The 11,706-nt window shown below is 49.8% G+C and carries 15 protein-coding genes and 1 pseudogene; 7 read left to right on the top strand and 9 right to left on the bottom strand.

Annotation, left to right across the window (positions count from 1 at the left end; all coding sequences use genetic code 11):
• Together OMP95_RS11880 and fabB are read left to right on the top strand one after the other, a co-directional pair.
• A pseudogene (locus OMP95_RS11880) lies at positions 1 to 82 on the top strand (3-hydroxyacyl-[acyl-carrier-protein] dehydratase FabA); the annotation flags it as partial.
• A 9-nt stretch (positions 83 to 91) separates the two neighbouring features.
• Positions 92 to 1,309 carry a beta-ketoacyl-ACP synthase I gene (fabB, locus tag OMP95_RS11875; RefSeq protein ID WP_266329096.1) on the top strand — a complete coding sequence of 406 codons (1,218 nt, stop codon included), beginning with the start codon at positions 92 to 94 and terminating at the stop codon, positions 1,307 to 1,309.
• Between the two features lie 31 nt (positions 1,310 to 1,340).
• Here the strand turns inward: fabB and OMP95_RS11870 are convergent, their stop codons facing one another.
• The gene (locus OMP95_RS11870) at positions 1,341 to 1,514 is read right to left on the bottom strand and encodes a hypothetical protein (RefSeq protein ID WP_266329094.1); all 174 of its coding nucleotides are present in this window, start codon (positions 1,512 to 1,514) and stop codon (positions 1,341 to 1,343) included.
• Between the two features lie 56 nt (positions 1,515 to 1,570).
• On the opposite strand from OMP95_RS11870, the gene OMP95_RS11865 reads away from it, so the two are divergent.
• The 5 genes from OMP95_RS11865 to OMP95_RS11845 all read left to right on the top strand — a co-directional run bounded on the left by OMP95_RS11865 (position 1,571) and on the right by OMP95_RS11845 (position 6,071).
• Positions 1,571 to 2,350: an alpha/beta fold hydrolase gene (locus tag OMP95_RS11865; RefSeq protein WP_266329092.1), complete on the top strand. Its 780-nt coding sequence runs from the start codon at positions 1,571 to 1,573 to the stop codon at positions 2,348 to 2,350.
• A 223-nt stretch (positions 2,351 to 2,573) separates the two neighbouring features.
• Complete coding sequence (locus OMP95_RS11860) at positions 2,574 to 2,924, top strand: nucleotide pyrophosphohydrolase (protein WP_266329090.1); 351 nt, start codon at positions 2,574 to 2,576, stop codon at positions 2,922 to 2,924.
• Between the two features lie 68 nt (positions 2,925 to 2,992).
• On the top strand, positions 2,993 to 3,850 hold the full coding sequence (gene purU / locus OMP95_RS11855) for a formyltetrahydrofolate deformylase (RefSeq protein WP_266329088.1): 858 nt from the start codon (positions 2,993 to 2,995) through the stop codon (positions 3,848 to 3,850).
• Positions 3,851 to 3,885: 35 nt separating this feature from the next.
• Positions 3,886 to 5,073: a pyridoxal-phosphate-dependent aminotransferase family protein gene (locus OMP95_RS11850; RefSeq protein ID WP_266329086.1), complete on the top strand. Its 1,188-nt coding sequence runs from the start codon at positions 3,886 to 3,888 to the stop codon at positions 5,071 to 5,073.
• Positions 5,074 to 5,306: 233 nt separating this feature from the next.
• Positions 5,307 to 6,071 (top strand): SDR family oxidoreductase, encoded by a 765-nt coding sequence (locus OMP95_RS11845; RefSeq protein WP_266329084.1) that lies wholly within the window; start codon positions 5,307 to 5,309, stop codon positions 6,069 to 6,071.
• 34 nt (positions 6,072 to 6,105) lie between these two features.
• Here OMP95_RS11845 and OMP95_RS11840 read toward each other — a convergent pair whose 3' ends face one another.
• The 8 genes from OMP95_RS11840 to OMP95_RS11805 all read right to left on the bottom strand — a co-directional run bounded on the left by OMP95_RS11840 (position 6,106) and on the right by OMP95_RS11805 (position 11,653).
• A complete protein-coding gene (locus tag OMP95_RS11840) occupies positions 6,106 to 6,450 on the bottom strand; it encodes a DUF4870 family protein (protein ID WP_266329082.1) in 345 nt (114 codons plus the stop codon).
• Positions 6,451 to 6,484: 34 nt separating this feature from the next.
• Positions 6,485 to 7,258, bottom strand: coding sequence for a metal ABC transporter permease (locus tag OMP95_RS11835; RefSeq protein ID WP_266329080.1), 774 nt, complete (start codon positions 7,256 to 7,258; stop codon positions 6,485 to 6,487).
• Complete coding sequence (locus tag OMP95_RS11830; protein ID WP_266329078.1) at positions 7,255 to 8,148, bottom strand: metal ABC transporter substrate-binding protein; 894 nt, start codon at positions 8,146 to 8,148, stop codon at positions 7,255 to 7,257. Before OMP95_RS11830 ends, OMP95_RS11835 begins: the two co-directional genes overlap by 4 nt.
• 11 nt (positions 8,149 to 8,159) lie before the next feature.
• Positions 8,160 to 9,527: a hypothetical protein gene (locus OMP95_RS11825; RefSeq protein WP_266329076.1), complete on the bottom strand. Its 1,368-nt coding sequence runs from the start codon at positions 9,525 to 9,527 to the stop codon at positions 8,160 to 8,162.
• A gap of 85 nt (positions 9,528 to 9,612) precedes the next feature.
• The gene (locus OMP95_RS11820; RefSeq protein WP_266329074.1) at positions 9,613 to 9,903 is read right to left on the bottom strand and encodes a hypothetical protein; all 291 of its coding nucleotides are present in this window, start codon (positions 9,901 to 9,903) and stop codon (positions 9,613 to 9,615) included.
• Between the two features lie 9 nt (positions 9,904 to 9,912).
• The gene (gene dapE, locus OMP95_RS11815; protein WP_266329072.1) at positions 9,913 to 11,043 is read right to left on the bottom strand and encodes a succinyl-diaminopimelate desuccinylase; all 1,131 of its coding nucleotides are present in this window, start codon (positions 11,041 to 11,043) and stop codon (positions 9,913 to 9,915) included.
• Positions 11,044 to 11,067: 24 nt separating this feature from the next.
• Positions 11,068 to 11,586, bottom strand: coding sequence for a hypothetical protein (locus OMP95_RS11810; protein ID WP_266329070.1), 519 nt, complete (start codon positions 11,584 to 11,586; stop codon positions 11,068 to 11,070).
• Positions 11,555 to 11,653, bottom strand: a complete 99-nt coding sequence (locus OMP95_RS11805; RefSeq protein ID WP_266329098.1) for an arsenate reductase family protein — start codon at positions 11,651 to 11,653, stop codon at positions 11,555 to 11,557. The genes OMP95_RS11810 and OMP95_RS11805 overlap by 32 nt, the downstream gene beginning before the upstream one ends.
• Between the last annotated feature and the right edge of the window lie 53 nt (positions 11,654 to 11,706).

Here is an 11,706-nt window from a genome sequence, read left to right as displayed (position 1 = left end):
TACCGTATTGGTCGATGGACGCGAGATCTACACAGCTAAAGATCTGCGTGTTGGCCTGTTTACCTCTACTGAAGATTTTTAGGATATAACGATGAGACGTGTTGTTGTTACAGGGTTGGGCATAACATCCTGTCTGGGTTTGGATGCCACAACGGTCACAGAATCCTTACGCAGTGGTCAATCCGGCATTCGTTTCAAGCAGGAATACGCAGACATGGGCTTTCGCAGTCATGTCGCCGGCACGATTGATATAGATTTCAAGGAATATATTGATCGTAAAACCTTGCGTTTTATGGGCGATGCGGCGGCCTACGCTTATATTTCCATGCAGCAGGCAATTGAAGATGCCGGTTTGAGTGAAGAGCAGGTGTCCAATGTCCGAACAGGCTTGATTATGGGCTCCGGTGGTGCTTCCTCGGCCAATCAGGTGGAAGCGGCTGATATTCTGCGCGAAAAAGGACTGAAACGTATCGGACCTTATCGTGTGACTCAAGTCATGGGTAGTACAACCTCCGCCTGTCTGGCGACACCTTTCAAGATCAAGGGTGTGAATTATTCCATGTCTTCAGCCTGTGCTACCAGCGCCCACTGTATCGGTACGGCAATGGAACAAATACAGTTGGATAAACAGGATATTGTGTTTGCTGGTGGTGGTGAAGAAGAACATTGGTCAATGAGCTCGCTGTTCGATGCGATGGGCGCTTTGTCTACCAAATACAACGACACGCCGGAAAAAGCTTCGCGCGCCTATGATGCTGATCGTGATGGTTTTGTCATTGCCGGCGGCGGTGGCGTGATCGTGTTGGAAGAATACGAACATGCCAAAGCGCGTGGCGCTAAAATCTATGCCGAATTGACCGGTTATGGCGCGACATCAGACGGATATGACATGGTAGCGCCATCGGGTGAAGGTGCGAAACGCTGTATGGAACTGGCGATGTCTACGATTCGCGGTAAAGTACAATATATCAATGCCCATGGCACCAGTACGCCGGTAGGCGACTTGGCTGAGCTGGGCGCGATCAAGAAGACTTTCGGTAATGATATGCCCGCAGTGGGTTCAACCAAGTCTTTGTCCGGCCATTCTTTGGGCGCGGCAGGCGTGCAAGAAGCGATATACAGCCTGCTGATGCTGAACCATGACTTTATTGCTGCTTCCGCCAATATCGACACCTTGGATCCGGAAGCGGAGGGCATGCCGATTGTCCGTGAACGTCAGGATAATGCCGGGCTGACGACCGTGATGTCGAACAGTTTCGGTTTCGGTGGTACCAATGCCTGCCTGGTGTTTGAAAAACTGGATGACTAATTGAAAAAGCCACCGGAAGGTGGCTTTTTTTTTATTGTAAATCGTTGTCGGTGACCGGGCCGCGTTTACCGGCAATCGCTTCTTGGATCAGACTGATTAACCGTTGTTTTTTATCTGGATCATCCAGATATTTAGAACTGAAGGTGATACCGAATTTGTCGGCATATTGTTTGACCAGCATGACCAGGATGGCTTCGTCTTCCACATTTTTCTCCAGATTGAATAAAATCCCCCAAATTATAACGTTTCGAACTGTTCATAATGAAATTGTATTATCAACAAATTGGTGAAGGTCAGCCCTTGGTGATTATTCATGGCCTGTTTGGTTCTTCTGACAACTGGCGCAGCATGGCCAGATATTTTTCCAGGTTTTATCAGGTTGTCAGTCTGGATCTGCGTAATCATGGTCTTTCTCCCCACAGTGATAACCAGGACTTTGCGGTGATGGCAGAGGATGTCCACGAGTTATGCCTGCGACTTGAGTTAGGCAAGGTACATGTACTTGGTCATTCATTGGGGGGGAAGGTCGCGATGCAGTTTGCCAGTAGTTATCCCGAGCTTGTTGCTAAACTGGTTGTGGTGGATATCTCACCAAGACAGTATTTTAGTGAACATACACCGCTGATGGATGCGATGATGTCACTTGATTTGGCGCAATTTGATTCACGTAGTGAAGTGGACAAAGCGTTATCAGCTAAGATTAGCGACAAGACAGTACGGCAATTTCTGTTAATGAATCTTCAGGCTGATAATGGCGAGCTTAAATGGCGTATCAACCTGCCGGCATTGAAGGCAAATTATCAGCGTTTGATGGCAGCGGTCTGTGAAAATACTGAACTTCATATGCCCAGTCTTTTTGTTTATGGTGAACTATCGGAATATGTTACGGCTGAAGATCAGAAATTGATTCAGCAGCGATTCAAGCAGGCGACTTTCGAATCGATTGATAAGGCGGGGCATTGGGTACATGCCGAAAAGCCACAACAGTTCAAACACGTTGTCGAGGACTTTTTAACGCAGGATCCTGAGAACCTCAGTTGATCGCTTATTTTTTCATAATGTGTTGATATGAATTTAAAAATTTATAAATATTCACTCACCTTTCAGGTGAACGTAACGATGCTACACAGTTTTGCACTGGTCCCAAGGGCGCAATACGGCGTTACCGCTCTTGGCAAGGAGAATGACCACTGCCGGCGAGCGGCGCCTTGTCTTGCATTCTTGGTTCTCAGCGCAAACTCTGTGTTCAACTGAGGTTTTCAGGATGATTGAACCGACGCTTTTAGAACAGTTAATCCAGTTCAGACGTGAACGCGATTGGGAGCAGTTTCACAATCCCAAGGATATTGCTATTTCGCTGTCTATTGAAGCGGCCGAACTGCTGGAATGGTTTCAGTGGCGCAACCAGGATGAAATCAAGCAAATGCTGGAGTCGGACAAACGCGAGCAACTTGAAGATGAAATAGCCGATGTGGCTGTTTACCTGAGTTATTTATGCCACGATCTGGACATTGACCTTAACCAGGTGGTGAAAGCCAAAATGGCTAAAAATGCGGCTAAATATCCCAAGGATAGAGTCAAAGGACGTGCCGACAAATACAATGAATATTCATAAACAAAACCGGCAAAATGCTAGTACTACTAACTTCAGCCAGTCACAACCGCGGTAAGGATTAAACCATTATGAGTTCAATCGTTTTTCTGATTCAGTGCGCCGACCAGAAAGGGCTGGTAGCAGGCATTACCGGTTTTTTTGCCGAGCGTCAGTTCAATATTCTCCACTGTCAGCAATACACGGATGTTGAGCAGGGGCAGTATTTCATGCGAATCAAGTTGGAAGACGAGGGGACTTTGCCCCGTGAGCAGCTGGAAACCGAGTTTGACCGTTTTGCCAAGACCTTGAATCTCACCTGGTCAGTGCGTTATGCCGATCAGCCCTACCGCGTTGCCTTGCTGGTCACGCGAGCTTCGCATTGTCCTTATGATTTATTGTTGCGGGAATTGGAGGGTGAGTTGAAGTGTGTTATTCCGCTGATCATTGGTAATCATAATGATCTGGAGCAGATGGCGAGACAATTCAATAAACCTTTCTACCACTTACCTATCAGCAAAGACACGAAACTGGATCAAGAGGACCAGATTAAAAAGCTACTGGCAGAATTTGATATCGATCTGGTTGTTATGGCGCGTTACATGCAAATTTTATCTGAACAATTTGTAGCAGAATTTGCCGGCCGGGTGATTAATATTCATCACGGCTTTCTGCCTGCCTTCCAGGGCGCCCGTCCTTACCACCAGGCTTACGAGCGCGGTGTTAAGATCATCGGCGCCACAGCCCATTATGCGACCGCGGAATTGGATGAGGGCCCGATTATCGAACAGGATGTTGAGCGCGTCATGCATGACAACAGTCCTGAAGATCTGGTGATGATCGGCAAAGATATTGAGCGTTTGGTATTAGCCCGTGCGGTCAAAGCCCATATTGAGCACCGGATTATCATCAGCGGTCGCCGAACTATCGTCTTTTCCGAAGGCGTCTGAACTTAATTAATTATTTCTCGTTCCCAGAGGTTTATATGACACAACAAGTAACCAGTTTTCATCCACCGCAACGTACCTTGATGGGCCCGGGCCCATCTGATGTCAATCCACGTATTCTGGAAGCGATGTCTCGTCCTACCATTGGTCATCTGGATCCGGCTTTTATTGGCATGATGGATGAGATGAAAAGCCTGCTGCAATATGCTTTCCAGACTGAAAATGCATTGACTATGCCGGTATCAGCACCAGGCTCTGCCGGTATGGAAACCTGTTTTGCCAATCTGCTGGAAGCGGGCGACACCGCAATTGTCTGTCAGAACGGCGTGTTTGGCGGCCGCATGAAGGAAAATGTCGAACGTTGTGGCGCAACCGCGATTATGGTGGAAGACGAGTGGGGCAAACCGGTTGATCTGGATAAACTAGAAGCGGCGCTGAAGGCCCATCCTGAAGCCAAGCTGGTCGCGTTTGTCCATGCAGAAACATCAACTGGTGCGCAATCGGATGCGGCGGCGATTGCCAAACTGGCTCAAAAGCATGATTGCCTGACGATTATGGACACCGTGACCTCGCTGGGTGGCACGCCGATCAAAATGGACGAGTGGGGCATCGATGCGATTTATTCCGGCAGTCAGAAATGTCTGTCCTGCACACCGGGTTTGTCGCCGATAAGCTTCAGTGAACGCGCTGCCGATGTCGTACGTAACCGCAAGACGAAGGTGCAATCATGGTTTCTCGATCTGAACCTGGTGATGGGGTACTGGGGCGAAGGTGCCAAACGTGCGTATCACCACACGGCGCCAATTAACGCTTTGTATGCTTTGCATGAATCACTGGTGATTTTGCAGGAAGAGGGGCTGGAAAATGCCTGGACACGTCACCGCCTGCATCATAATGCTTTAAAAGCCGGCATTGAAGCGATGGGACTGAGCTTTCTGGTTGAAGAACCCTATCGTTTGCCGCAGTTGAATTCAGTAACTATTCCGCAAGGCATCGACGATGCTGCGGTTCGCAGTCAGCTGCTGAATGACTACAATCTTGAAATCGGCGCCGGCTTGGGTGTCATGGCAGGTAAGGTCTGGCGCATCGGCCTGATGGGCCACTCGGCCAACAAGACCAATGTGTTACTGTGTCTGGGCGCCTTGGACGCGGTACTGGGCCATATGGGGGCTGATATCAACCGCGGTGTCGCGGTGGAAGCCGCTAATCAGGTCTATAGCGGTTAGATATTCACCACAGAAGCACAGAAAACACAGAGAAAGAATTGGTGATTCCCATGGTCTCCGTGGGAACCAGCCCAATTCAAACTATCCGCAGATGGCGCAGATGGCGCAGATGGCGCAGATGAACGCAGGGTAAAAATCAGAATATTTATTTGAGAACAAAGAAATCTGCGAAAATCTGCGTAATCTGCGGATAAATGCCGTCTCTGTGGTTCAACTATCTCAAAGAGGTAAAAATGGATTCTTCACCCGTGATTATGATCACCGGCGCGACTTCGGGCTTTGGTGAAGCCTGTGCCCGTCTGTTTGCCAGAGAGGGCTGGCGCTTGATTCTGACTGGCCGCCGTCAGCCGCGTTTGGAGAAGTTGCAAGAGGAGTTAGGCGGGACGGACAAAGTCCATACCTGCTGTTTCGATATCACTGAGCGGCAGGCTGTCGAATCGGCTTTTGCTGACTTGCCGGAAGCGTTCAGTCAAATCGATGTATTGCTTAACAATGCCGGATTGGCGTTGGGGCTGGAACCGACCTACGAGACCAACCTTGATGATTGGGAAACGATGGTCAATACCAATATTAAAGGTTTGTTATATTGCACCCGCACCGTATTACCCGCTATGACCCAACGTCGCAGCGGCTATATTATTAATATCGGTTCAGTCGCCGGAAACTGGCCTTATCCGGGCGGTAATGTGTATTGCGCAAGCAAAGCCTTTGTCCGTCAGTTTTCTTTGGCAATCCGGGCTGATTTACTGGGGACCGGCATCAGGGTGACTAATATTGAGCCGGGTAACGCCGAAACCGAATTTTCCATGGTGCGTTTCAAGGCCAATGAAACCCGTGCTGACAAAGTCTATGAAGGAACAATAGCTTTGACGGCAAAAGATATTGCCGATACTGTCTGGTGGCTGGTTAATACCCCGGCGCATGTCAATGTGACGACGATGGAAGTGATGCCGACCCAGCAAGCCACCGGGCCGCTGGCGATTTATCGCGGCGAATAAAAAACCGCGCTCCGGCGCGGTTTTTTCTAGAAACTTATGAAAACAGCCAAGTGGTCGGATTGGGATGTGGCTGCTTCTGATCGAGGTATTTAATACCCTTGGCACAGCGAATGATCACCCATATTACCCAGAACAGCAGAATTAAAGCGCCGACACCTGCTGTCAGCAGAATCCCGCCCGCTATGATAAATAATAAACCGATCCAGAAGGTACGGATCTGAAACTGGTAATGTGACTGCAGCCATTCAGGCGCATCGTCCTTGTTTACGTAAGCGACGATCACACCGATGATGCCCAGAAACTGGATAAGAATATTAGCCAGGTACAGTAGATAGATGACTTTGACCGTGTTCTGACTGTTTTGGTCGGTATCTGCCATGTTTCAAATCCTTGATTAAAAAACAGTCCTTAATTTAGCAAATTTTGCCGTGTCTGGCCCAGCCGATAAAAGGTTTACTGATAAGCACCACAGCAAATAAAGTCCAGACCGTCATTGCGCCCATCGGTACATCCAGCATCAAGGCCATCATCAGACCACTGATGTAACCCAGCAGGCCGACCAGATAACCGGTAAAAAGTCTGCTGCCGCTATCCGCAAGGGTACGACTTGCCAACGCTGGCAGGATCAGACTGGCAAATACCAGATAGACACCGACCAACTGCACGGATGCTGTGACTGCCAGAGAAAATACCAGATAAAACAGCCATGAGCGGTTCTGACCCAACCCAAACCACACTGTGAGTAACAGCAAGTATAAACCGGCCACCCACAGCAGTTGCTCTGTTGTTACCCACAGGATCTGACCGACGAGCAAATCGTGTAGCAATTCGTCGCTGTGCGGCGCATGGCTGACCAGTAAAATACCGCCGCTGGCGGCCAGAATAAACAGCAAACCTATTAATGCCTCGACCACATGCGGATAGCGTTTTTCCAGCCATAACACCAAAACGGAGGCACCTAAGGCACTGCCGGCAGCGATAACCTGTAGCCAGAGGCCATGCACATCACCGAGCAGGATGGTCGCAGCCATCACACCTAAAGCCGCCATTTGGGCAATCGCCAAATCGATAAAGATAATGCCGCGTTTCAGCACTTCCTGACCTAGCGGCACATGGGTTGTGAGCACCAATATGCCTGCCGCAAGGGCAGGCAAAATCAGTGACCAATCAAGATCGGTCAGGATCATGACGCGCCATCCAATAACAATTGAATGGTGTTATCAAACAGGCTGAACAAATCTTTGCTCTGTTTATTACCGCCGACAGTAAACGGCAAAACTACTTTATTTATGCCGGTTTTATCAACCAGCCAGTCACTGGCGCGAGATGACTGATAAGCGGCCAGGATCACCATTTTGGCCGGTGTCTGCTCAAGTTGGTTCACTACATTTTGCAAATCATTGACAGTCGGCGGGACACCGGGTTTGGCTTCCAGCACCGCGACTTGCTTGAGGCCCAGCCAGTCAGTGAGGTAGATCCAGTTTTTATGCTGTACCACAATTGGCGCATCTTTAAGTGGGGCTGCCTGTTGCTGCCAGTTTTGTATTGCGGTTAGCCAGCGTTGCTCAAAATCCTGCCAGCGAGACTGGTAAAAAGCCGCGTTGGCCTCGTCGATTTGCATTAAACGCCTGGACAAAGCCTCCGCCACTTGCAGAATCAGCACCGGGCTGGTCTGAATATGCGGATTACCGGCCGCATGGATATGGCCTTGGCTGCGATCCAGCACAGCCGGTTTTTCCGCCAAAGTCACTTGGTCGGCTGCCATAAAATAACCCTCAGCTCCGGTTTGTATCGCGGCATTACCTGCTTTACGTTGCAGCAAAGGTAACCAGCCGGTTTCCAGCTCAGCACCGGTGCATACCAGAAGATCTGCCTGCCGCGCCTTGGCTATCAAGCTGGGTCTTGCCTGAACATAATGCGGATCCTGCAGACCGGTAGTAGCGTTGAATACCGTAACCTTTTCGGCGCCCAGCTCTTTACTGAGTGCCGCCCATTCCGGTTCACAGGCAAAAATATTCACATCAGCCCAGATAGGGGCGCTGAACATAAATAACAAAATGAATATGATCGATTTCATCTGTGTCCCTCCTAGAATTGATGTGCGCCGTGAGCGCCGAGACTGACGGTATATTGCAGCAGGAACTGCCAGTCATCGTCACGGGAAGACTTGTCATGATTGACCTGTGCCCGTACCCGGCTGAATTCGCTTGGCAGCCACTCGACCATGGCACTGGTACGTTGCGGATGGTAACCAGTGATATCCAGATCGGCATCCGCCAGCAATTCCTCATCAGAGGCGCGGTGCTTGCTGCCCAGCCAGTCATAACGCAAACCACTGCGCCAGCGAGGTGTGAACTGGTAAATCCCTTCGATAAAGCCGCCGTATTGTTTGCCATCATAACGGGCAAACTCATCTTCATGAGTGAGTGAACCGTCATCATTCAGATAGAAAAATTCACCGAGCAAGGTCAGATTCTGCTGACGGAAATTCCCGTTAGGCGCCCATTTATACACCAGCGACAGGTTGGTAACATCGGTCTCGCCGTTAAATGCGACGGCAGCAGCTTCCTCCTCATCGCCATGAGCATGACCTTCGCCATATTCTCTATCGTCCGGATTAGCCTGCCAATGTGAAACACTGGCCTGCCAGCTGTGCTCGATACCGATATCGCCGCCAGTTTTGGCGTAGATCAGCCAGTCACCAATACCGCTGTGTTCGCCGCTGCCGGGATGACTGTCACCGTTGCCGGCACTGGCACCGACTTCAAACAGGAAATCAGTCGGCAGCAAATAGGATAGTTTCAAACCATCAGTGCTCAGCTGATTGCCGAACAGGCCGCGATAGATAAGCGGTGCATCGGCAAAATTCCAGGCATGAATATGTTTTTCGTTCAGATAACCGATAGGCGCGAAATAACGGCCGCCGCGCAGCGTAAAGCCATGCCCCAATCCCAGCGTCTCGATAAAAGCTTCTTCCAGCTCCAGTTCGGTTTCACTTTCGTGGTCGTGTAAAGCCAGCGTCGCCTGGCCGTAAAATAATTGATCGATATTGGCACTGACCACCAGTTCGCTTTCACCCAAAGACAGGCCTTCACGGGCCAGTCCGCCTTCGCCAGGGACTGAAAAACCGGTAATCGCATAATCATCAGGATCGTTCTGGTAGTCACTGAACTGACCATTCAACACCATACTGATGGCTGGGTTAAAGCTGTTATTGCTATTTGAGCGGGTTGCAGCGGGTAGCTGAGACTGGGTTTCCGCCATTTGTTTCGAAACGGTCTCGGTATCTGACTCTGCCTGGGCCAGACGCTGCTCCAATTGTTGAATGCGCTGCTCATAATCGGTGCGCATTTTGGCAATTTCCTGTTTCAGTTCGTCAATGTCACCGGCAAAAGCAGGTGTAATGGGGCTGAGCGCGGCTGTTACCAGCAGCGCGACTAATTTTTTGCTTGTCATGATATGTCCTCATAGCTAAAGCCATCGCTACAGGTCGTTAACAGACAAACCTGTAGTGTAAATCTAAAGAAATATAGGGGATAAGCTATGAGTAGGCGGGTGGGGCGCGGATAGGATGTTGTTCACGCTGCCTGGCTGGTAGCGTGCTAATAGCCGTCGCTTCATCAACTGAGACGGTAACAAAGCTTGTGCTGACCGCAAGATCGGGCACCAGATCGGCACCGGGCAGGTGACTGATCGCATTAAGACGTTCACATTGCGCTTCTGCAGTGTGGAAAGGATGCTGGGCATCATGCCAGACGGCAAACGACTGCAACAGCAGCACAATGGCCGCCAGCAGGTAAAATAAATGCCGTTTGTGTCCGAACTTGAACAAGGGAATGCCTTACTGAACCAGAAGATGGAGCAGGAGAGTCTCGTAAATTTGAGACAGGGTGTCAAGATCTGCGACTGACACACATTCATCAATCTGGTGAATGGTGGCGTTTAATGGGCCTAATTCGATGACCTGGGTGCCGGTCGGTGCGATAAAACGACCATCGGAGGTGCCACCGGAGGTCGACAATGTGGTCTGGTAACCGGTGACTTGATGAATGGCCTGCTGAACCGCTTCCAGTAACTGGCCGCCGGCGGTACGGAAAGGCTTGCCCGACAATTCCCATTGCAGATCATAGTCAAGACCGTGCTTGTTCAGAATCGCTTCAACTTGCTGTTGCAGTTGTTCATGGGTGACTTCAGTCGAGTAGCGGAAGTTAAATACCACGTCTGCGGTACCGGGAATCACATTGGTGGCGCCGGTACCTGCATTGAGGTTTGAAACCTGGAAGCTGGTCGGCGGGAAATCTTCATTACCCTGATCCCACTGGAAGGCGCATAACTCGGTTAAAGCGGGGGACAGCAGATGAATCGGATTCGCTGCCAGATGCGGATACGCAATATGGCCCTGTTTACCTTTAATAGTCAGCCGACCATTTAATGAACCACGGCGGCCGTTTTTGACGACATCCCCGACTTTTTCGGTGCTGGAAGGCTCGCCGACCAGACACCAGTCTATTTTTTCATCGCGGTTTTGCAGGGTTTCTATTACCTTGACGGTACCGTTGATGGCCGGGCCTTCTTCATCGCTGGTGATCAGAAAGGCAATACTGCCTTGGTGTTCAGGATATTTGGCAACAAAACGTTCACAAGCCGTGACCATGGCGGCAATGCTGCCTTTCATATCGGCTGCGCCACGGCCGTAGAGCATACCTTTATGAATTTCCGCTTCGAATGGCGGGTAACTCCAGTTATCGGCAGGGCCGGTGGGAACCACATCGGTATGGCCGGCAAAAGCAAGGACAGGGCCTGATGTGCCTCGTCGAGCCCATAGATTGTCGACGTCACTAAAGCGTAACGGTTCGATATTAAAACCAATACGTGACAGGCGTTCGCTCAATAATTGCTGGCAGCCGGCATCTTCCGGCGTCACACTGGGGCGGGTGATAAGTTCTCTGGTCAGTTCAAGGGTGTCTGTCATTGCTTATTAAGTCTTTAATGTTGTCTACAAATCCATACCTACGGTAAACAATAAGCCAGACAAACCCAGCATGAATACGTCGGCGCCAAAACGGCCGTTTTTATAACCTGCTCCAGGGACAATAGCGGGAGCGATACCATAGTGATTGAAAGGAATTTTATCTTGAAACTCGCCTTTGTAGCCATGAAGAAGGCCAACAGTCAGTTTGGTATGGAAACCTTCCAGCCCGCCATGATAATTCCAGACTTTCCCCGTGTACAGGTACTGCGAAAACTGACCGAAAGAATTATCGAATAATGCGAGTCCGTAGAGTCGGCAATCCGGTTTAATGGCTTCAAGAGCGATAAAAATGTCAGGACCGGCATAGTCGTCGTTGGATTGGTAATGTTTGTATGTGCCTGCCTGCAGATAAAAATGCTCGAATTTATCCCCGTTTTCTTCAGCGTAATTGATTGCGGGAATAAAAAATGCGAGGTACAGGATGAATTGAATTTTTTTCCCAACAAGCATGTCAAAGCAGACTCTTGTAGTTGGCTTCATCAAAGCCTACCAAGGTTAAATCATCTCTTACAATCACGGGACGTTTTATCAGGGTCGGGTTTTCCAGCATCAGCGCTATGGCGGTTTGCTGGTCGAGATGCTCTTTACGGCTGTCTTCCAGTT

It is taken from the genome of Methylophaga sp. OBS4 (assembly GCF_026319305.1).
In the GTDB taxonomy this organism is placed as follows: Bacteria; Pseudomonadota; Gammaproteobacteria; order Nitrosococcales; family Methylophagaceae; genus Methylophaga.
The sequence above is the reverse complement of the archived record's forward strand: the minus strand, read 5'-3'. Positions and strand labels throughout refer to the sequence as shown.

What these genes read in the sequence shown, in the direction of transcription:
- OMP95_RS11845 (WP_266329084.1), top strand. Translation starts at nt 5,307, where the DNA reads ATGGATTCTTCACCCGTGATTATGATCACCGGCGCGACTTCGGGCTTT.
- OMP95_RS11865 (WP_266329092.1), top strand. Translation starts at nt 1,571, where the DNA reads ATGAAATTGTATTATCAACAAATTGGTGAAGGTCAGCCCTTGGTGATT.
- dapE (WP_266329072.1), bottom strand. Translation starts at nt 11,043, where the DNA reads ATGACAGACACCCTTGAACTGACCAGAGAACTTATCACCCGCCCCAGT.
- OMP95_RS11830 (WP_266329078.1), bottom strand. Translation starts at nt 8,148, where the DNA reads ATGAAATCGATCATATTCATTTTGTTATTTATGTTCAGCGCCCCTATC.
- OMP95_RS11840 (WP_266329082.1), bottom strand. Translation starts at nt 6,450, where the DNA reads ATGGCAGATACCGACCAAAACAGTCAGAACACGGTCAAAGTCATCTAT.
- OMP95_RS11860 (WP_266329090.1), top strand. Translation starts at nt 2,574, where the DNA reads ATGATTGAACCGACGCTTTTAGAACAGTTAATCCAGTTCAGACGTGAA.
- OMP95_RS11825 (WP_266329076.1), bottom strand. Translation starts at nt 9,527, where the DNA reads ATGACAAGCAAAAAATTAGTCGCGCTGCTGGTAACAGCCGCGCTCAGC.
- OMP95_RS11805 (WP_266329098.1), bottom strand. Translation starts at nt 11,653, where the DNA reads ATGCTGGAAAACCCGACCCTGATAAAACGTCCCGTGATTGTAAGAGAT.
- purU (WP_266329088.1), top strand. Translation starts at nt 2,993, where the DNA reads ATGAGTTCAATCGTTTTTCTGATTCAGTGCGCCGACCAGAAAGGGCTG.
- OMP95_RS11850 (WP_266329086.1), top strand. Translation starts at nt 3,886, where the DNA reads ATGACACAACAAGTAACCAGTTTTCATCCACCGCAACGTACCTTGATG.
- OMP95_RS11835 (WP_266329080.1), bottom strand. Translation starts at nt 7,258, where the DNA reads ATGATCCTGACCGATCTTGATTGGTCACTGATTTTGCCTGCCCTTGCG.
- fabB (WP_266329096.1), top strand. Translation starts at nt 92, where the DNA reads ATGAGACGTGTTGTTGTTACAGGGTTGGGCATAACATCCTGTCTGGGT.